This is a genomic window from Neobacillus sp. WH10 (genome assembly GCF_030123405.1).
Classification (GTDB): domain Bacteria; phylum Bacillota; class Bacilli; order Bacillales; family Cytobacillaceae; genus Neobacillus.
Genome location: NZ_CP126110.1, coordinates 5353800 through 5375008, shown reverse-complemented (window position 1 = coordinate 5375008; position 21209 = coordinate 5353800). Strand labels below are relative to the sequence as shown.

Sequence of the window (21209 nt, the reverse complement as noted above, 5' to 3'; positions counted from 1 at the left end):
GTGTACGAGATGTTGGTCGTTACCAAATTCGTTTTTAACTGATCATCTCACTTTCTACTAAAAATATTAAAATTTACTAGTTTAGGATTCTGGCATTTTGTCCACAATGTAGATAGCGAAGGGACGGTGCTTAAAAATGAGAAGTAAATTAGTAGTATGGGGTTATTTAGTGGTGTTATCATTGGGAACGATGTTGAGTTTATACATGCCAAAAACGGAAGCGGCGGCAAAGGAATCGATTGTTATTCCAGGGGAAGCGATTCGCCTCAGGATTCTGGCAAATAGTGACTTTGAAAAGGATCAAGCGATTAAACGCAAGGTACGTGATGAGGTCAATGCGCAAATTACCCTTTGGGTGCAGGATTTAACCTCAATGCAGGAAGCGAAAAAGATCATGAATGCGAGGCTTCCAGAAATTCAGGCGATTGCCGAAAAAGTAGTGCATGAACAAGGGTCGGATCAGTCGGTGAAGGTCGAGTTCGGTAAAGTTCAGTTTCCAACGAAATTATATGGCCAGTTTTTATATCCGGCAGGAGAGTATCAAGCCATCCTGATAACATTGGGAAGTGGGGAAGGAGCAAATTGGTGGTGTGTGCTATACCCGCCATTATGCTTCCTTGATTTTTCAAATGGAGTTGCGGTGAGCGAGGGTTTTGAAGAAGAAAAGCAGGTGGCGAAGGCAAAAACAGTGAGTAAGAAGGAAGCTGTGTCGGAGCCGGAGGTTGAAGTAGAGAAGGCGAAAATGGAAGCGGCACTGGAGAATAAGGAAATGGCGTCGGGAAAAGAAGAAGTGGAGCTGGAGAATGACGATGTAGACCCGGTGAATGAGAATGTAGTGCTGATGAAAAAAGATGTGAAGCCGTTGGAAAAGGAAGCCGCTACACCAGATGAGGAAAAGGCAGAGATTGAAGATGGTAAAAATAGCAAAAAAAGTCCGGTTAAAGAAAAACAAGCAGTGACTGTGAAAGATGCTGAAGTGGAAAAGCCGAAGAAGCAAACTAAGAAGACTGCACCTGTGTACACAGCTGAAGATGAAGAGCCAGTGAAGGTGAAGTTTTTCGTCGTTGAAATGTGGGAGAAAATTTTTTGATAAACAACCAGTTCCAAATCGGGGCTGGTTTTTCTATTTTCTTTATAAAATTAGAGCAGCAACCTTAGTAGAATACTGGTCAATTTGCCTTAGAGAGATTGAAATCTCTGAAAAACGGGGATTTTTTTTCGGGTAAAGGACGAAATATACGCAGAAAAACGAGGATTATCCTTCAGGTAAAAGACGAGAAATTCGCAGAAAAACGAGGATTAACCTTCGGGTAAAAGACGAGAAATTCGCAGAAAAACGAGGATTAACCTTCGGGTAAAAGACGAGAAATTCACAGATAAACGAAGGTTTTCATCTAGTAAAAGACGAGGAATTCACTGAAAAATGCCTTTATGGGGGAACTGGATTTTTTAATAGATTTGCGCACTCACTTGTTCTATTTTTCCTATTTTTTCATAGTAATAGAGTAGAATCTTAAAAAGAGGTGGATGGGATGGAGGCATTGATTCGCAAGGCTAATAAACAGGATTTGGGCAGGTTACGAGAGTTTCTTTCAAGGGCAAATCTTGGGACAGAGGGCCTAACAGACGAAACCGTCGACTATTTTCTGCTGCTAGAGAATGAGGACGGTACGCTCCGAGGCACGCTTGGCTTGGAGGCATTTGGTGAAAATGGGCTCTTGCGCTCGCTCGTGGTTTCAACTGGACAAGCTGATAAGGAAATTTTCGTTCTGTTTGATCAAATGGTGCAATTGGCAAAGGAAAGAGGGATGAAAAGCCTATTTTTGGCAACTAATAAAAGCGTGGCTTTACCGTTTTTTGAATTAATGGGCTTTCAAAGGATGGACCGGGAGGAATTGCCCGGCGACTTTTACCACTCAGAGCATATTCGACACGTTTTAAATGTGGATAACTCGTTATTTTTAAAATTTTCTTTATAATTGTGGATATATCCACAAAGTTATCCACTTTTTCAAATAACTTATGCACAATTTGTGGATAAACCTTGTTTTTATCCCCACCTTCTTTTATACTTTCAAACGTACTCAGTGAAAAAATATGAGTCTTTCCGTCTAAATTCGCCATATTTCGATAAAAGACTCATTGAGGATAAAGGTGGATAACAATGAACACAAAGGTATGGAAAGTGGATAAGTATGTGGATAATCTTGAAAATAATCCACAAGTTGTGGATGCAGCAAATTTCCTACGAAAAAATGAAGTGGTGGCCCTGCCAACGGAGACTGTTTACGGCCTTGGCGGCAATGCCGAAAGTGACGAAGCGGTAGCGAAAATTTACGATGCAAAAGGACGGCCTGGGGATAATCCGTTAATTATTCATATTGCGGAACGGGAGCAGCTTAATAGATTTGTTGATGGAGTTCCTGTGATAGCTAAAACCTTAATGGACGCTTTTTGGCCGGGTCCGCTGACGATTATTTTAAAAAAGAAAGAAGGTGTACTTTCGGAAAAAGCAACAGCAGGACTCGCAACGGTTGCGGTACGCATGCCGGATCATCCGGTGGCACTGGCGTTGTTGAAAACCTGCGGCTTGCCGATTGCGGCACCAAGTGCGAACAGTTCGGGCAAACCGAGCCCAACGAACGCCGAACATGTATTGGACGATTTAAATGGGAAAATTGCAGGTGTGCTTGACGGAGGTACAACTGGCGTTGGCGTTGAATCCACAGTCGTCGATTGCACTGAAACGATCCCGGTCATCTTAAGGCCAGGCGGTGTGACAAAGGAGCAGCTCGAGGCCGCTGTCGGGGAAGTTCATGTGGATGCCGCTTTAACGGATGAAGCAGCCCGGCCTAAAGCTCCGGGAATGAAATACCGCCACTACGCACCGAATGCCCCGTTATTTATGGTGTCAGGCACCTCAGAGTTTCTCCAGAGTCTAGTAGAAGAAAAGCGTTCGGAAGGGCTCAAGGTCGGAGTGTTGACGACTGAAGAGAATGCTCCTCTTTATAAAGCTGATCTTGTGCTTGCCTGTGGCAGACGGGCAGAACTTGAGACGGTTGCTACCGCGCTTTATGACACATTACGCAAGTTTAATCAGGAAAACGTCGACGTTATCTTTAGCGAGATTTTTCCGAATACTGGAGTGGGATACGCCATCATGAACCGCCTGCAAAAAGCAGCGGGAAATAAACTCATAATTGAATAACGCTAATTGGTGGATCCCTTTCATGGGTGCCTGACACCGTTTATCAGCTATCTACTATAGAAAGATGATTAATGGTGTTAGGCACCCTTTTCAATTTATTCATTATAGATAGGTGGTTATTGGTGTCAGGCACCAACATCAGGCACCAATATCCATTTCGCCAGTCGACTTCTAAATCTAATTGGACGTGCATATGATTAGGTTAGTTAGTCCAAGGAGGCGGAGATTGATGTCCGGAATGGTTACAGAAGTGATTACACTTGTCATAATGGCATTTGCTCTGGGAATGGATGCCTTCTCGGTCGGGCTTGGCATGGGAATGTACAGACTGAGGCTGAAGAAAATATTTCATATAGGAATTACTATTGGCTTATTCCATGTCTGGATGCCGCTCGTAGGCTTAATCGCAGGCAAATTTTTATCAGAAAAATTTGGGATATTTGCGACGTTTATTGGTGGCTTGCTTCTCATCGTTTTGGGAGTGCAAATGGTTTGGTCAACCTTGAAAAAGGTCGAGGAAAAAGTCATTACACCAGTAGGATTCGGCTTATTGTTGTTTGCTTTAAGTGTGAGTCTTGATAGTTTTTCTGTAGGTCTAACCTTAGGCATATATGGGGCAAAAACTATTATGGTGATTTTGTGCTTTGGAATCGTGGCAACCGTACTAACATGGGTCGGACTGCTGCTCGGAAGAAAGGTGCAAAGCTGGCTCGGAACCTATAGCGAGGCCCTTGGCGGAGCGATATTACTGGTCTTTGGCTTAAAGCTGCTCGCACCTTTTTGGGGATAATTATTCAGAATAAATCAAAAACCCTACCTAAATATGACAGAATAGAAATTGGTGAATGTTTCATAAGTCATTCTGTTAAAATCATACAATGCAAAAGGTGGGGTATCGGAAGCAGCGGAAATTATAGATTAGGCATTTTATTTTTTTAATAGCAATTTCTCAATTTCTTTTCCGAAGCTTCAATGGAGATAAACGTAGCCATAACAGGCTGGGACCAACTGAGTAAACAAGCTACCACCTATCGTTAAATAGTTTAAGGTGTCAGGCACCATTTCTCCTATCGTTAGGTGATTAATGGTGTCAGGCACCATTTATATCAAAAGGCCTTCTTTCGTTTTGTTGGAAAGAGGGCCTTTTTGAAAAAGGAACCAACGCCATTTGCTTGAACAGAAGTATTTAATCGATGGTGGCTTTTTCAAAAGTGGACGAATAGCACGGTTGGAATTAACTGAAATTGTTCTATAATAAGAGGAAAGGGAGGCAAATACATTGCAGCGTATTTTATTTGTATGTACGGGAAATACATGTAGAAGTCCAATGGCCGAAGCAATTTTGAAAAATAAACACATTAATGGAATTGAAGTTAAATCGGCAGGGATTTATGCCGCAAATGGCAGTGAGGCGTCAACACATGCGAAGAAGGTGCTTGACGACAACCAGATTTCGAACAATCATCGCTCAAGTTTGTTAACGAGTGCCGAGGTGGAATGGGCTGATTTGATTTTAACGATGACCACTTCGCACAAATTCGCAATCCATCAGCAATTCCCTCATGCTGTCGTGAAGGTTTTTACCTTAAAGGAATACGTCGGCGAACCATTTAATCACGATGTCGTCGACCCATATGGCGGGAGCCTTGGGATGTACGAGGCTACCTATCGCGAATTATATGAATTAATTGATAAGGCGATTGAAAAACTAAAATCGTAGGTGAACTTGGCACGAGGCGATTTTGAAAAATGAAGGCTGTCGTAGGTTGTGGCTGGAAGCATAAAGTCGAAGCGGAAGTACAGCTGGAAAAATATTGTCTCTGTGGCTAGTCAAAAATTTTTAGCTAACTATGCTCTCTTTAAGAAGGGGGCAATTATTTTGCTTGGACCTTTTCTTCCATTAACGGGACTAACAATTTGCTGGGGTTGAAAAGAACCCCTGCCAATTGAAGTTTCACTTTATATTTTTTTTGCAGTGTGTCAAAATGAAAGCAGATTTCTGAAAAAAGAACAGGAGGATTTTTACATGAGAGTGGCATTAGCATCAGACCATGGCGGTATCAATATTCGTAAGGAAATCGCCAATTTACTTGATGAATTAAAGATTGAGTATGTTGATTTCGGCTGTGAGTGTGAAACATCGGTGGATTATCCGGATTACGCTCTGCCTGTTGCCGAAAAGGTAGCGAAAGGCGAGTTTGATAGAGGCATTTTGATTTGTGGAACGGGAATCGGCATGAGCATTGCCGCTAACAAAGTGAAAGGCATCCGCTGCGCCCTTGTGCACGATACATTTAGCGCTAAAGCAACGCGTGCCCATAACGATTCAAATATGCTTGCCATGGGCGAGCGCGTCATTGGTCCAGGGTTAGCTCGGGATATCGCTGAAATCTGGCTGACAGGGGAATTTGAGGGAGGCCGTCATGCAGGTCGTGTAGGAAAAATTACTGAATATGAAAATGAGCACTTTTAAAAAATTTGCGGATTGTTAATAGTGTTTCGATTGGAACTTTTAAAAACGGTTATTGGAGCTCGCTCCGAAGAAAAAAGCGAGGGAAAGGTATCCAACAGTGGTTATTGGAGCCTGAAAAGGTTCTGGAACCAAGGGAAAGGTAGCCAATAAGGTCCATTGGCGCCCGAAAAGGATCGGAAACCAAGGGAAAGGTAGCCAATAAGGTCAGTTGGAGCCCGAAAAGGATCGGAAACCAAGGGAAAGGTAGCCAATAAGGTCCATTGGAGCCCAAAAAGGACCGGAAACCGAGGGAAAGGTAGCCAATAAGGTCCATTGGAGCCCGAAAAGGATCGGAAACCAAGGGAAAGGTAGCTAATAAGGTCCATTGGAGCCCGAAAAGGATCGGAAACCAAGGGAAAGGTAGCTAATAAGGTCCATTGGAGCCCAAAAAGGATTAAGAACCGAAAAAACGGTATCCAATAGAGGTTAATGGACTTTGTTTTCGTTTTAAAAAGCCAAAAATATATTCAATGGTTCTCTTTTAAAAGAAAGGTCGAGGCTGATGATTCACGAATGGGAGAAAGAGCTAGAAACGATCGTAACAGAATTCAAAGAGCAAGCTGCATTTAAGCCGGGTCAGCTGTTGGTCGTTGGCTGTAGCACAAGCGAGGTAATTGGCGAACGAATCGGAACCTCTGGCACCCTTGAAGTAGCTGAGATGATCTTTCGCCAACTAAAGAAGCTTCAAGAAGAGACATGCATTCATTTGGCCTTCCAATGCTGCGAACACTTAAACAGGGCGTTGGTCGTGGAACGATCCGTTGCCGCTGCCTGCGGTTTCGAAGAGGTTGCAGTAGTTCCTGTCCGAAAAGCAGGCGGGGCAATGGCAACGCATGCTTTTGCGAAAATGGACGATCCTGTCGTGGTCGAATTCGTGAAAGCAGATGCAGGGATTGACATCGGTCATACGCTAATTGGTATGCACCTGAAACATGTTGCCGTGCCGGTTCGTGTTAAGCAAAAAAGTGTAGGACATGCCAATGTCACCTTGGCAAAAGTACGGCCAAAACTTATTGGCGGCGCAAGAGCTGTTTACGAAAGAGAAACAGAGAATCTAAGCTGCACATAGTGCAAAGGGTGACAGGCACCATTTCTCCTATCGAGGGATGAAAATGTTTATGGTGAAAAGACGAAAATTACAGTAGATATTTATAGTTTTGTTCGGAATTTACTTGTATATCTCTAAGGTTTTATACAATTTTTAATGTTTAATACAAAAAATCCGAAAAATAGTACCTTTTATATGAATTTCATGCTAAAATAAAAAAGGAATTTTCGAAAATTACTTACTTTTTCATACATAACAAGGGGGATTGAATCATGAAGCATTTGTCTCAAGCGGACGAGCAGGTTTTTCAAGCGATTCAGAAGGAATTAGGCCGTCAGCGCTCGAAAATCGAGCTTATTGCCTCAGAAAACTTTGTTAGTGAAGCGGTTATGGAGGCACAGGGTTCTGTTTTGACCAATAAGTATGCGGAAGGCTATCCAAACCGCCGTTATTATGGCGGTTGTGAATACGTCGATGTGGTCGAAGACCTTGCTCGCGACCGTGCGAAGGAAATTTTTGGTGCAGAATATGTGAACGTACAGCCGCATTCAGGGGCACAGGCCAATATGGCTGTTTACTTCACCATCCTTGAGCAAGGCGATACCGTTCTAGGTATGAACCTCTCCCATGGTGGCCACTTAACACACGGAAGCCCAGTTAATTTCAGCGGTATTCAATATAATTTCGTTGAATATGGTGTTGATGAAACGACGCACCGCATTAACTATGAAGATGTTCGCGAAAAAGCGCACACACATAAGCCAAAGTTGATCGTAGCTGGTGCCAGCGCCTACCCGCGTGAAATCGACTTTGCGAAGTTCCGTGAGATTGCCGATGAAGTTGGCGCATATCTAATGGTTGATATGGCTCACATCGCCGGACTTGTTGCCGCAGGCCTGCACCAAAACCCAGTGCCATACGCCGATTTTGTCACCACGACAACACATAAAACTTTAAGAGGCCCACGCGGCGGGATGATCCTTTGCAAAGAGGAATTTGGCAAGAAAATTGATAAATCTATCTTCCCTGGAATTCAAGGTGGACCGCTTATGCATGTGATCGCCGCGAAAGCCGTTGCCTTCGGTGAAGCACTGCAGCCAAGCTTTAAAGAATATGCCAGCAACATCGTCGCCAATGCCAAGCGCTTAGCGGAAAGTCTGCAAAAAGAAGGATTAAAGCTTGTGTCTGGCGGAACCGATAACCACTTGCTGTTGGTCGATGTCCAAACACTTAACTTAACTGGTAAGGTTGCAGAAAAAGTATTGGATGAAATCGGCATTACAGTTAACAAAAATACGATTCCATTCGATCCGCAAAGCCCATTTGTTACAAGCGGTATCCGCATTGGAACAGCAGCAGTTACCAGCCGCGGCTTTGGTTTAGAAGAAATGGACGAAATCGCATCCATCATTGCTTTCACATTGAAAAATCATGAAGACGAAGCCAAACTTGAAGAGGCAAGCGGACGTGTTGAAGCATTAACAAACAAATTTATCCTCTATCCAGAATATTAATTTTAGAAAATCGACCCTTAATAAAAATGGGTCGATTTTTTTAGTAAAATATTCGTATCCAATCATATTCTGGGGTGGATTAATTCATAGTAAAAAACACTAAGATATAATGCGTTTAAGTGGCAATTCCCTAATTTAACAATTTCTTCTATACAGAGTTCAAAGTATATGGTACGATTCGATTGTTCAAAGTTTGAACTAAAAGGAGTTGCGGCCTAAAGATGAATCGCTTTCAATTGTTAGAAGTATTGATGCAGGATTCTGAAATTTCCCAAAGATCGTTAGCAGTAAAAAGTAATCTTTCAGTGGGAAAGGTAAATTACACGTTAAATCAACTGGCTGATGAAAAAATGATCATCATAAAAAAAGATGGGAAAGCCTATCATTATGAAGTAACAGAAAAGGGCAGAGAATACTTAAAAGATGAATTAGACCAACTTCTTGAAACAAAGATTATTCTTCATAATAATAAAAGAAAAGTAATTAAGCAGGCTGTTATTTTAGCAGCAGGAGCGAAAACAGAATTTGATAAGCCGGCCTGTTTGCTGCCAATCAAGGACACCACACTTTTGGAAAGAACAATTGGTATCCTCGAGAATAATGGGATAGAAAAAATAATTATCGTAACAGGCTACAAAAAAGAAGCATTTGACGAAATAAATTCTTTAAAGGAAAACAAGGCAATTCATTTTGTGGAAAATCCAAAGTATCTTTGGACAGGCAGCATGGCCTCCCTCGCCGCCGCCTCACAACATATAACCGATGATTTTATTCTTTTAGAGGATGATATTTTGATAGAAGAAAGCGCTGTCACTGAATTGCTGGACCGGGAAGAACGAGATTGCCTTCTTTTGACAAAAGAAAGCGGCTCAGGCGATGAAGCGTTTATTGAAATTCAAAATAATTACCTTTATAAGATATCCAAGGACATTCATCAGTTAAATCGAATTGACGGAGAAATGACGGGTATCACCAAATTTTCTTATAATATTTATAAGGAAATGCTGCGATGTTTTAAGACCAATAAAAATCCTTATGTTAATTATGAGTATATTCTCTTGGATGTATCAAGGATAATCAATGTTAGTTATTATAAAATTCCCGATTTAGTTTGGGCAGAAATTGATAGCTATGAACATCATTTTAAAGTGGTCGATAAGGTCTACCCGATGCTGCAGCGAAAAGAAGCTGACTTTAAGGAACGGGAATTAAAGCAGGGACTCGCATCTGCCTTGAAAATAACGATTGATGAGGTTACGTCTATTGAAGCACTCGGAGGACTGACGAACCGCAACTTTAAGGTGACCATTGGCGGTCAGGAGTACGCTGCAAGGATTCCTGGAAAAGGAACGGAACAATATATCAATCGTTACGATGAAAAAATCAACTCGGAAATCACCAGCCGACTTGGAATAAACCCAGAGGTCATTTATTTTAGTGGAAAAACAGGCTTGAAGATTGTCAAGTTCATCCCGGATGCTGAAACACTGAATCCGAGGACAGGTACTAGAGAAGATAACTTGATCCAGGTAGCAGGAATTTTTAATCGCTTACATTCATCCGGTGAAACCTTTAATGCCAGGTTCGATGTCTTTGAAAAAATTACCGAATATGAAACGATTTTAGCTGAGTTAAACGGAGAAGTATTTGAAGGCCATGACCAGGTAAAGCAGCAAGTTCTTGAGCTCGAGGAATATTACAAATCGTTAAACGTGCCGCTTGTTCCCTGCCATAATGACCCGCTTGCTGAAAACTTCGTGAAAAGCGGAGAAGAGAAGATGTTCCTGGTTGACTGGGAATTTTCTGGCATGAACGACCCGCTTTGGGATGTAGCAGCTTATATTATTGAAGCCGAATTGTCGCCAGCAGAGGAAAAGCTATTCTTGCTTCAATATTTCAATGGATCGGTGACGGCAGAAAACCAACAGCAGCTGTTATTGAACAAGATTTTCCTTGATTTCCTTTGGACTATTTGGGCTTTGATGAAGGAAGCAGGCGGAGAAGATTTTGGATCCTACGCATTCAATCGGTTTACCCGTGCACAAAAAAATTTACAGGAATACCAGAAACATTATAAAGCGCTTGAGAAACTTGGCACAATTTAATTCGAAGAGCGTTACCATTGTGTTAAGGAGCAGGATTAACAAGGATGATTAATACCATTTAATCGTTTACTCCCTATCCTAATAACCGTTTAAACTTTTTAACCAGCTTGCCGGCATATTTGTCGGCAGGCTTTTTTTGTGATAAAATTGTTAAAATTTTTGACGTAAGCGTTATAAAGTATTACGGTAAATACGAATGTAAATAAAATCTTAATTCTCCAATCCGATCATGATAAATCCCGGCCATGACATAGCACGATATAGCAGATTTTTTTGATTCTTTATTGGAGAAGGTTAGAAGTTGCTCATCGGCTTTTTTTTCTGTAAAATGAGACGAATGCATGATTAAATTTTATAAAAGGGGCGATTATTGTGGCAAAGGTATACGTCTTCGACCATCCATTGATCCAACACAAGCTTACTTACATACGTGATAAAAACACAGGAACGAAAGAGTTTCGCGAGCTCGTAGACGAAGTGGCAACATTGATGGCGTTTGAAATCACAAGGGATATGCCGCTTGAAGATATCGAGATTGAAACACCGGTATGTAGGACTAAGTCAAAAGTTCTGTCTGGGAAAAAATTAGGGTTGGTTCCGATTTTACGGGCTGGAATTGGCATGGTAGATGGAATGCTGAAATTAATTCCGGCTGCGAAGGTAGGCCATGTCGGATTATACCGTGACCCGGAAACACTAAAGCCAGTGGAATACTATGTGAAGCTTCCAAGTGATGTAGAAGAGCGCGACTTCATTGTCGTCGATCCGATGCTGGCAACAGGCGGTTCTGCCATTGATGCGATCCATGCCTTGAAAAAGCGCGGTGCCAAACATATCAAATTTATGTGCTTAATTGCCGCACCTGAAGGCGTTGAGGCTGTAAAGGCAGAACATCCGGACGTCGATATCTACATCGCTGCCTTAGATGAAAAACTGAACGATCACGGCTACATCGTGCCCGGCCTTGGCGATGCCGGCGACCGGTTGTTTGGAACAAAATAAGTTTTTGGAAAAAGTCGAGTGTAACCGCTCGGCTTTTTTTGTATTGCGAAAATCTAGGTTAAATTAGCAAAGAACCCCCAACACTTTATTCTGCCCGATTGCATATTTTTCCCTTAATAAGAAAACGATATGAAAAAAGGGGAAATTCATTATATGAAACTGCTGCTCGCCATCCTTCTCACGCTGCAAACTCCAAAAACTCTTATCCACCCTCCAATCCCTAAACCCAATCAGGAGACAATCGCGATTGTCATCCTTGAAAAACTGCAGTCCGAACAGGAAATCAAACAGCTCATCCGGCCGTATAAAGATTTGAAGCTTCGCCATGTTTTCCAAGAGGCGATTGATGGATTTTCGATCCAAGGCAGCCCGCAGACAATTGCTGAGCTTGCCGAGCAAAAACGTGTCTTAAACGTCTCACCGGTCACCCAGTATAGGGTGGAAACCGAGGAGAGTGTTAAGATTATTGGCGGCGAAGAGGTGCGCGGTTATTTTGATCAAAAAAATGAACGGCTGACAGGAAAAGGGGTGACGGTTGGGGTCATCGACACCGGGGTTGATTACACTCATCCGGATTTGAAGCGAAATTATGCCGGCGGTCATGACTTGGTCGACAACGACCGGGATCCAATGGAAACCCTCGCCCAAGGTAAAGCAACCATTCATGGCACTCATGTTGCCGGCATCATTGCTGCCAATGGAAAAATTAAAGGCGTTGCACCAGAGGCGAAAATTGTTGCCTACCGCGCACTTGGGCCAGGTGGAGGCGGGACAACGGAGCAGGTGCTCGCAGCAATTGACCAAGCGATTAAAGATAAGGTTGATATTGTTAATCTGTCGCTCGGGAACGATATCAACGGGCCGGACCTGCCGATCAGCCTCGCCCTTAACCGCGCTGTCGATAAAGGAATTGTCGCGGTGGCGGCTTCCGGAAACTCCGGACCGAATGTGTGGACGGTCGGCTCGCCGGGGACAGCCTCGAAAGCCATATCTGTTGGCGCATCGACACCAACGATGGAGATTCCTTCTTTATTAATAGAAGGAATGCAGGATAAAATTCGTCTTCAGCCGATGGAAGGCTCTGGACAATGGGAGATCGACCGCACCTTAGAAGTCGTTGATGGGGGACTGGGCAGGAAAAGTGATGTCAAACATGTTCAAGGGAAAATTGCCCTTATTAAGCGAGGAACATTGACGTTTTCGGAAAAAGCAGCCAATGCCCTTGAAGCGGGGGCTAAAGCTGTGCTTATCTACAATAATATGAGCGGCGGCTTCATGGGCAACCTCGATACTCAGCTGACCATCCCTGTCGGCTCACTCGCGAAGAGTGACGGAGTTATTTTGCAAAAAGAATTAAAAAATCGCCGGGTGACAGCAAGAGTATTGGTAAGTGAAGAGCGGGACAGGCTCGCGGATTTCAGCTCGCGGGGGCCGGTGACGGGGACGTGGGAAATTAAGCCGGATATTGTGGCGCCGGGTGTAGCGATTAATTCGACGATTCCGGGCGGTTACTTAAGCTTGCAGGGGACGAGCATGGCGGCCCCGCATGTGGCAGGGGCGTGCGCGTTAATCAAGCAGGCGCATCCGGATTGGACGCCGGAACAAATTAAGGCGGCGTTGATGAATACGGCGAAACCGTTGGTAAAACAGAAAGAGGACACTGGGGGATTATTGGAGAAACGTATAGTTAGCGAAGGGAGTATGAAAACCAGCGGAGACGAGGTCGAATCCCCTTATTACCGTACGTTCGAGCAAGGCGCCGGCCGAATCCAAGTGAATGAGGCGATCAAGGCTGCATCGCTCGTGTCACCGAGCAGTATCCGGTTTGGGAAGTTTACTGGTGAGAGTGGCAGTCATAAAGCAGATTTGCATGTTGAAAATACGAGTGAAATGGTGCAGCGATACTCATTTTCTATACCGAAGCAGGTGGATGGGCTCACGTGGCGGTTTCCGCTATCGTTTACCTTGGCACCGAAGCAATCCAAGGAGATCACGGTGGAGTTAATGGTGGACCCAAAGGTGTTTAAGGGAAAGATTCATGATGGCTTTTTAAGTTTGCAGGCAGGAACGAAGACGATGCAGATACCGTATTTGTACGTGCTCGAGGAGCCAGGATATCCAAGGGTGATGGGGTTTGATTTTGCAGAAGGGGATCGACCTGGGGAGTATCGGTATGAGGTTTATTTGCCTGGAGGGGCAGAGGAATTTGGGATTGCATTGTTTAACCCAGAGGATTACCGTTTTGTTGGCTTTTTAGATACGCTGACAAATGTGAAAAAGGGATTAATCCGCCAAACGCTCTCCGCTGAACAGCTGCCAGCCGATGGTTCTTATCTAGTGAAGATTTTTGCGAAAAAAGCGGGTAAAGAGGATTTTATCGAGAGAATGATTGTGATTGAAAAAAAGAAAGAGTAATGCGTGGGGCTGTCAGTGGTCACCCCGCCGCCCCGCATTGGCTCGTTTACATTTCTTTATTTAAATGTTCATAAAATAGACACAATTCAGACCCGAAACGTTCATTATTTACAATACAATGATAGTGTAAACTAAAATATTTAATCAATGAGATTTCAGGAAATTGCATGTGGATTAATTCACGTAAACTCATTGACATTGAATGGTGCCTATTGTATGCTAACAAAGGGTATAAATGGTAGGGTTTTCATTATTTTCAGAAAAAATTATCTGTGAAAAACACCTCTATCAATTTCCCTAAATACCTCAAGTCCGTTGCAGGTTCTCTTAAAAATAAGGAGAGAATAGAATGCAAAAAGACCGCAATTCATTTAAGGCAATGGCCCTAATGTCCGCAATACTCTCGCAGCTTGTGGGAGCCACTCTTATCGGTATTTTTTCAGGAAGATGGTTGGACCATCATTGGGGCACAGAACCAATTTTCTTAATAATCGGATTGTTCATCGGGCTTACGGCAGGTATTTATTCCATGCTTGTATCGATCCGCCATTTCTTTTCAGGAGATTAACCAACCATGCCGGAATTTCAATTTATGTTTTCAAGACAGCGAAGATGGATGTTTTTTTTATTGTCTTTTTATGTACTCGGCTGGGGGTTCACGTCGTACAAATCTATCTTTCTGGGATTGGTTTTAGGGACGAGCTTGAGCCTCTTTAATCTGTGGTTAATGGTTCGAAAAATGAATCAGTTTGGTGAATCGATTTCACAAGGAAAAAAGGTACGGTCGCTTGGATCTTTTTCGAGGTTTGCGACGGCGGCACTGGCCGTGATAATTGCTATGAGGTATCCGGAACATTTTCACCTTATTAGCGTGGTTATAGGGTTAATGACATCCTATATTGTCATTATAATAGATTTTTTTTATAGAAAGAATTAAAAATACATTAAAAAATGTGGAAGCGAGGTGAATATTGTTGGAACACGAAGCACCAATAGTTGAATTTCTAGGGCTGTACTTTAACATGGCTAACGTTTTGATGATCACTGTTGCCTCTGTCATTGTCTTTTTAATTGCGGTCCTATCTACTCGCAAGCTTGCCATGAAGCCGACAGGCATCCAAAATTTTATGGAATGGGTCATGGATTTTGTTAAGAATATTATTAACAGCACGATGGATTGGAAAGATGGCGGGCGATTCCATATACTTGGGATTACGATCATGATGTATGTCTTTGTAGCTAATATGCTCGGACTACCATTTTCAGTCGTGGTCGACGGTAAACTTTGGTGGAAATCACCAACTGCCGATCCAGCTGTAACGTTAACACTTGCCATTTTAGTAGTAGGTTTATCACATTTTTATGGGGTAAAGATGAGAGGTATGTCTGCATACGGGAAGGAATTCTTTAAACCGTTCTGGTTTATGTTCCCAATTAAAGTGATCGAGGAGTTTGCTAATACTCTGACGCTTGGTCTCCGTCTTTACGGAAACATTTATGCGGGTGAAATTTTATTAGGTTTGCTTGCAGGAAGTCTAGCAACCGGTGTGGGCGGACATTTAGCCGCAATCGTACCGATGCTGGCATGGCAGGGATTCTCAGTCTTTGTCGGTGCCATCCAGGCATTTATTTTCACCATGTTAACAATGGTTTACTTGTCTCACAAAGTGAGCAGCGACCATTAATATAATCGTTCATTATATGAACAAAAAAATAAAATTTTTATACATTTTAAGGAGGAAAATTACAAATGGGTTCTTTAGCAGCAGCAATAGCAATTGGTTTAGCGGCACTAGGTGCTGGTATTGGTAACGGTCTTATCGTATCTCGTACAGTTGAGGGTATTGCTCGTCAACCTGAAGCTCGTGGTATGCTTCAAACAACAATGTTCATCGGGGTTGCGTTAGTTGAGGCGATTCCTATCATCGCGGTTGTTATCGCGTTCATGGTTCAAGGTAAATAATTTTAACCAATAGACGTTCAAAAAATGGCGAAGATCATTTCATGAGAACCTTCGCCATTCGTTTATGTATGTCTTTATTCATCAGGGCAATGGTGAAAAGGGTGTCAGGCACCATTTTACATGTCTTCATCAGGGAAATGGTAATAAGGGTGTCAAGCACTATTCTTCTACCTGCAGATGAACGATTCACTTTGGAAAAAACATGATTTTGAAAATTATTTGATTGATATATTTGTTTTGAACGACTCTTGAAGGGAGTGAACCCGAGGTGTTAACAAGCAGTCTTGTATTAGGTACAGCAGAACATACCGGTATTAATACTGGTGATATTCTATTTCAATTAGTTATGTTTATCGTCTTGATGTTATTGCTGAAAAAGTTCGCATGGGGTCCGTTAATGGGCATTATGAAAGAACGTGAAGCACATGTAGCAAATGAAATTAACGCTGCAGAAAACAGCCGTCAAGAAGCGAAAAAACTATTAGAAGAACAACGTGCTCTTTTAAAAGAAGCACGTACTGATGCTCAAGGCTTGATCGAATCAGCGAAAAAGCAAGGTGACTTGCAGCGCGAGGAAATCATTGCTGCAGCACGCGGCGAAGCTGAGCGTATTAAAGAATCAGCCAAGCTTGAAATCGAGCAGCAAAAAGAAAAAGCGGTTGCCGCTATTCGTGAACAGGTTGCCCACCTTTCCGTCTTAATTGCCTCTAAAGTAATTGAGAAGGAATTGAGTGCAGCGGATCAAGAAAAACTCATTAACGAATATATTCAAGAGGCAGGAGAAGGCCGATGAGTAGCTCTATGGTAGCAAAACGCTACGCGTTGGCTCTTTTTCAAATTGCGAAAGAACAGCAGCTTCTTGGAGTAATAGAAGAAGAACTTCGTGTAGTGAAGGAAGTTGTACTTTACAACCCTGAATTAAAAGCTGTTTTGAAATCTTCTAAGCTTTCGATTGAAAAGAAAAAGGAGATTATCGCACAGGCTTTTGCTTCAGTGAGTGTATATGTACGCAATACACTGATGATTTTAATCGAACGTCACCGCGAGGACCAAATTGCGGGCGTGGCAAATGAATTTTTTGAACTGGCAAATGAAGAAATGGGGATTGCTGAAGCCGAAGTCACAAGTACACGTGACTTAACAGATGCTGAGCGTAACGCATTATCTTCTGTATTTGCTGCAAAAGTCGGCAAGAAATCACTAAGAATTGAAAATATTGTGGATTCCAATTTGCTTGGAGGCGTAAAGCTTCGCATTGGAAACCGTATTTATGACGGCAGCTTGCGCGGCAAGCTCGATCGTTTAGAACGTAAATTGTTAAGCTAAGATTTGTAGATAGGGGTGAAACTCATGAGCATCAAAGCTGAAGAAATCAGTGCCCTGATAAAAAAGCAGATTGAAAACTATCAGGCAGAAATTCAAGTGACTGATGTCGGTACAGTTATCTCTGTTGGTGACGGTATCGCTCGTGTTCACGGCCTTGACAATTGTATGGCCGGAGAACTTGTTGAATTTTCAAACGGCGTTATGGGTATGGCACAAAACCTTGAAGAAAATAACGTCGGTATTATCATCCTTGGACCTTTCACCGAAATTCGTGAAGGTGACGAGGTTCGCCGTACAGGCCGCATCATGGAGGTTCCCGTTGGTGAAGCCTTAATCGGACGCGTTGTAAACCCACTAGGTCAGCCGATCGACGGCATGGGTCCAATTAACACAACCAAAACCCGCCCAGTTGAAGCAGTAGCTCCTGGCGTTATGGCTCGTAAATCCGTTCATGAGCCGTTACAAACTGGTATTAAAGCGATTGACGCCCTTGTGCCAATCGGCCGTGGTCAACGTGAGTTAATCATTGGTGACCGTCAAACAGGTAAAACATCTGTTGCTATCGATACCATTTTGAACCAAAAGGGTCAAGACATGATTTGTATCTATGTTGCCATCGGTCAGAAGGAATCAACTGTACGTACTGCAGTTGAAACGCTTCGTAAATATGGCGCATTAGAATACTCAATCGTTGTAACAGCTTCTGCATCACAACCAGCTCCATTGCTATTCTTAGCACCATATGCGGGCGTTGCGATGGGTGAAGAATTTATGTACAATGGCAAACACGTATTAATCGTATACGATGACTTGTCAAAACAAGCGGCTGCATACCGTGAGCTTTCATTATTGCTTCGTCGTCCTCCAGGTCGTGAGGCATATCCAGGGGATGTATTCTACTTGCACTCCCGCTTACTTGAGCGTGCAGCAAAAATTAACGATTCACTAGGTGCTGGTTCCATCACAGCGCTGCCATTTATTGAAACACAAGCAGGTGACGTTTCTGCTTATATTCCAACAAACGTTATCTCCATCACAGATGGACAAATTTTCTTACAATCAGATCTATTCTTCTCCGGCGTTCGTCCGGCGATCAATGCAGGTCTTTCCGTTTCCCGTGTAGGTGGTTCTGCCCAAATTAAGGCGATGAAGAAGGTTTCTGGAACACTGCGTCTTGACCTTGCTTCCTACCGTGAATTAGAAGCATTCGCTCAGTTCGGTTCTGACCTTGATAAGGCAACTCAAGCAAAGCTTGCCCGCGGTGCCCGTACTGTTGAAGTGTTAAAACAAGATTTGCACAAGCCGCTTGCTGTTGAAAAGCAAGTAGCAATCCTATATGCCTTAACCCGCGGCTTCATTGATGATATTCCATTAGAGGATGTTCGCCGCTTTGAATCAGAATTCCATAATTGGTTAGACCACAACCGCAAAGAGTTGTTAGACCATATTACAAACACGAAGGATCTTCCTTCTGATGACGATATGGCTTCTGCAATCAACGACTTTAAAAAGACGTTTGCAGTTTCCGAAAAATAGGGTCTGACATATTTAAGGCTATTGACGTGCGCGGCACCGTTCGGTGGTGACGCGCCTCATAGCCGCACATTCTTTGAATGAGGGTGGTGAGAACCTATGGCTTCATTACGCGAGATAAAAAATCGTATTAATTCAACGAAAAAGACGAGTCAAATCACAAAAGCAATGGAAATGACTTCTGCCGCTAAATGGAACCGTGCTGTGTTGAATGCAAAAGCATTCGTACCATACATGGAAAAAATCCAGGAAGTAACTGCATCGATAGCAATCGGTGCTGGCGGAGTAATTCATCCAATGCTGACACATCGACCTGTTAAGAAGACCGGTTATATTGTTATGACTTCTGACAGCGGACTTGCGGGTGCGTTCAACAGCAACGTAATTCGTAAGGTTCATCAAACAATCCAAAGTCGTCATAAATCGAATGATGAATTCGCGATCATTGCAATTGGAAGAGTGGCCCGCGACTTTTTTGTCAAGCGCGGTATGAATGTAGTCCTCGAGATGATTGGGCTACCTGCCCAGCCAAACTTTGCTGACATCCAGGAAGTGACCCGCAATACAGTTGGGATGTTTGCCGACGGCACTTTCGATGAACTATATGTCTATTACAGTCATTATCTAAGTGCGATTTCACAGGAAGTTACCGAGAAGAAGCTGCTTCCACTATCGGATTTATCCACTTCTCACAAGCTCATTTCCTATGAATTTGAGCCATCTGCAGAAGAAATTTTGGAAGTTCTCCTGCCACAATATGCGGAGAGCTTAATTTTCGGTGCTTTATTAGACAGTAAAGCAAGTGAGCATGCTGCCCGGATGACCGCAATGAGAAATGCAACAGATAATGCGAAAGAACTAATCAACGACTATACATTAAGCTACAACCGCGCCCGTCAAGCAGCGATTACTCAAGAAATCACCGAAATCGTCGGCGGCGCAGCAGCACTAGAATAGTAAAAATTACCATTCGGTGCCTGACACCATAAACAATCTGTTTGTAGGAGTATTGGGGACGATACGGTTGTTCCCGGCTCTGTGTGAAAACGAAAATGAGTCTTGTGCGTGAATTGTAGTTCTTCTATTCAAAAATGAATGGCAAAATGCACGGATGCATGAGGCTTGTATCGAAAGAGTAAGTTAGGAGGGAAAACGATGAACAAAGGACGCGTTCTTCAGATTATGGGTCCGGTTGTTGACGTCAAGTTTGATAACGGTCAGCTGCCTGAGATCTATAACGCATTAAAAGTGGTAAGTAAAGCGCGTACTGAATCAGAAGTTGATATCAACTTAACCCTTGAAGTAGCCCTTCATTTAGGTGATGATACAGTTCGTACAATTGCGATGGCTTCTACTGACGGTTTAACTCGCGGTTTGGAAGTTGAAGATACTGGTGCGCCAATTTCGGTACCGGTTGGTGACGTAACTCTTGGCCGTGTATTTAACGTATTAGGTGAAGCGATTGACCTTGTTGAAGATGTACCGGCAAGTGCCCGCCGTGATTCGATTCACCGCGAAGCGCCAACATTTGAAAATCTTTCTACTGAGGTAGAAATTCTTGAAACTGGTATTAAGGTAGTAGACCTTCTTGCACCATATATTAAGGGTGGTAAGATTGGTCTATTTGGTGGTGCCGGAGTAGGTAAAACCGTATTAATCCAGGAATTGATCAATAACATCGCTCAAGAGCACGGTGGTATTTCGGTATTCGCCGGTGTTGGTGAGCGTACTCGTGAAGGTAACGACCTTTTCCATGAAATGACGGATTCAGGCGTTATCAAGAAAACAGCGATGGTATTCGGACAAATGAACGAGCCGCCAGGTGCACGTATGCGTGTTGCCTTGACAGGTTTGACAATGGCTGAATATTTCCGTGATGAGCAAGGACAGGACGTTCTTTTCTTCATGGATAACATCTTCCGTTTCACGCAAGCAGGTTCTGAGGTATCCGCCCTACTTGGCCGTATGCCATCTGCGGTAGGTTACCAGCCGACTCTTGCTACTGAAATGGGTAAATTACAAGAGCGTATTACATCTACTAACGTAGGTTCTGTTACATCGATCCAAGCGATTTACGTACCAGCCGATGACTACACTGACCCGGCTCCGGCGACTACTTTCGCTCACTTAGATGCAACAACTAACCTTGAGCGTAAGCTTTCTGAGATGGGTATTTACCCAGCGGTGGATCCTCTTGCTTCAACTTCTCGTGCGTTGTCACCAGAAATCGTTGGCGAAGAGCACTACACTGTAGCTCGTAATGTACAACAAACGCTTCAGCGTTACCGTGAATTACAGGATATCATTGCGATCCTTGGTATGGACGAACTTTCTGATGATGATAAGTTAATCGTACACCGTGCGCGCCGTATTCAGTTCTTCTTATCACAGAACTTCCACGTTGCTGAGCAGTTTACTGGCCAGCCAGGTTCGTATGTGCCTGTAAAAGAAACTGTTAAAGGATTCAAAGATATCCTTGATGGTAAATATGATCATCTTCCAGAAGATGCGTTCCGTTTGGTCGGCCGCATTGAAGAAGTGGTTGAGGCTGGAAAACGCATGGGTGTAGAAGCGTAAAGTACG

The 21209-nt window shown here is 43.2% G+C and carries 20 protein-coding genes; all 20 read left to right on the top strand.

Annotated elements, in window-relative coordinates; translation table 11 throughout:
- Positions 1-136: 136 nt before the first annotated feature.
- Entirely contained in the window at positions 137-1090 is a 954-nt protein-coding gene (gene spoIIR, locus QNH20_RS25975) for a stage II sporulation protein R (RefSeq protein WP_283920794.1), read from the top strand.
- A 442-nt stretch (positions 1091-1532) separates the two neighbouring features.
- Complete coding sequence (locus tag QNH20_RS25970; RefSeq protein WP_283920793.1) at positions 1533-1979, top strand: GNAT family N-acetyltransferase; 447 nt, start codon at positions 1533-1535, stop codon at positions 1977-1979.
- Positions 1980-2164: 185 nt separating this feature from the next.
- The gene (locus QNH20_RS25965) at positions 2165-3208 is read left to right on the top strand and encodes an L-threonylcarbamoyladenylate synthase (RefSeq protein WP_283920792.1); all 1044 of its coding nucleotides are present in this window, start codon (positions 2165-2167) and stop codon (positions 3206-3208) included.
- Positions 3209-3437: 229 nt separating this feature from the next.
- On the top strand, positions 3438-3998 hold the full coding sequence (locus QNH20_RS25960) for a manganese efflux pump MntP (RefSeq protein WP_283920791.1): 561 nt from the start codon (positions 3438-3440) through the stop codon (positions 3996-3998).
- Between the two features lie 489 nt (positions 3999-4487).
- Positions 4488-4928 carry a low molecular weight protein arginine phosphatase gene (locus QNH20_RS25955; RefSeq protein WP_283920790.1) on the top strand — a complete coding sequence of 147 codons (441 nt, stop codon included), beginning with the start codon at positions 4488-4490 and terminating at the stop codon, positions 4926-4928.
- Between the two features lie 306 nt (positions 4929-5234).
- A complete protein-coding gene (gene rpiB / locus QNH20_RS25950; RefSeq protein WP_283920789.1) occupies positions 5235-5681 on the top strand; it encodes a ribose 5-phosphate isomerase B in 447 nt (148 codons plus the stop codon).
- Positions 5682-6222: 541 nt separating this feature from the next.
- Complete coding sequence (locus QNH20_RS25945) at positions 6223-6789, top strand: TIGR01440 family protein (protein ID WP_283920788.1); 567 nt, start codon at positions 6223-6225, stop codon at positions 6787-6789.
- 251 nt (positions 6790-7040) lie between these two features.
- On the top strand, positions 7041-8282 hold the full coding sequence (gene glyA / locus QNH20_RS25940; RefSeq protein ID WP_283920787.1) for a serine hydroxymethyltransferase: 1242 nt from the start codon (positions 7041-7043) through the stop codon (positions 8280-8282).
- Positions 8283-8503: 221 nt separating this feature from the next.
- Positions 8504-10387, top strand: a complete 1884-nt coding sequence (locus QNH20_RS25935; RefSeq protein WP_283920786.1) for an NTP transferase domain-containing protein — start codon at positions 8504-8506, stop codon at positions 10385-10387.
- 372 nt (positions 10388-10759) lie between these two features.
- Complete coding sequence (gene upp, locus QNH20_RS25930) at positions 10760-11389, top strand: uracil phosphoribosyltransferase (RefSeq protein ID WP_283920785.1); 630 nt, start codon at positions 10760-10762, stop codon at positions 11387-11389.
- A 153-nt stretch (positions 11390-11542) separates the two neighbouring features.
- Positions 11543-13804 carry a S8 family serine peptidase gene (locus tag QNH20_RS25925; RefSeq protein ID WP_283920784.1) on the top strand — a complete coding sequence of 754 codons (2262 nt, stop codon included), beginning with the start codon at positions 11543-11545 and terminating at the stop codon, positions 13802-13804.
- Positions 13805-14153: 349 nt separating this feature from the next.
- Positions 14154-14372 carry an AtpZ/AtpI family protein gene (locus QNH20_RS25920; RefSeq protein WP_283920783.1) on the top strand — a complete coding sequence of 73 codons (219 nt, stop codon included), beginning with the start codon at positions 14154-14156 and terminating at the stop codon, positions 14370-14372.
- A 6-nt stretch (positions 14373-14378) separates the two neighbouring features.
- Positions 14379-14741 carry an ATP synthase subunit I gene (locus tag QNH20_RS25915; protein ID WP_283920782.1) on the top strand — a complete coding sequence of 121 codons (363 nt, stop codon included), beginning with the start codon at positions 14379-14381 and terminating at the stop codon, positions 14739-14741.
- A 37-nt stretch (positions 14742-14778) separates the two neighbouring features.
- Positions 14779-15489, top strand: coding sequence for a F0F1 ATP synthase subunit A (atpB, locus tag QNH20_RS25910; protein WP_283920781.1), 711 nt, complete (start codon positions 14779-14781; stop codon positions 15487-15489).
- Between the two features lie 65 nt (positions 15490-15554).
- Positions 15555-15767: a F0F1 ATP synthase subunit C gene (gene atpE, locus QNH20_RS25905; RefSeq protein WP_283920780.1), complete on the top strand. Its 213-nt coding sequence runs from the start codon at positions 15555-15557 to the stop codon at positions 15765-15767.
- Positions 15768-16035: 268 nt separating this feature from the next.
- Positions 16036-16560, top strand: coding sequence for a F0F1 ATP synthase subunit B (atpF, locus tag QNH20_RS25900; RefSeq protein WP_283920779.1), 525 nt, complete (start codon positions 16036-16038; stop codon positions 16558-16560).
- On the top strand, positions 16557-17093 hold the full coding sequence (locus tag QNH20_RS25895; RefSeq protein ID WP_283920778.1) for a F0F1 ATP synthase subunit delta: 537 nt from the start codon (positions 16557-16559) through the stop codon (positions 17091-17093). Before atpF ends, QNH20_RS25895 begins: the two co-directional genes overlap by 4 nt.
- Before the next feature lie 24 nt (positions 17094-17117).
- Positions 17118-18629, top strand: a complete 1512-nt coding sequence (gene atpA / locus QNH20_RS25890) for a F0F1 ATP synthase subunit alpha (RefSeq protein ID WP_283920777.1) — start codon at positions 17118-17120, stop codon at positions 18627-18629.
- Positions 18630-18725: 96 nt separating this feature from the next.
- The gene (gene atpG / locus QNH20_RS25885; protein ID WP_283920776.1) at positions 18726-19583 is read left to right on the top strand and encodes an ATP synthase F1 subunit gamma; all 858 of its coding nucleotides are present in this window, start codon (positions 18726-18728) and stop codon (positions 19581-19583) included.
- Positions 19584-19781: 198 nt separating this feature from the next.
- Entirely contained in the window at positions 19782-21203 is a 1422-nt protein-coding gene (gene atpD / locus QNH20_RS25880; RefSeq protein WP_283920775.1) for a F0F1 ATP synthase subunit beta, read from the top strand.
- Positions 21204-21209 lie beyond the last annotated feature (6 nt).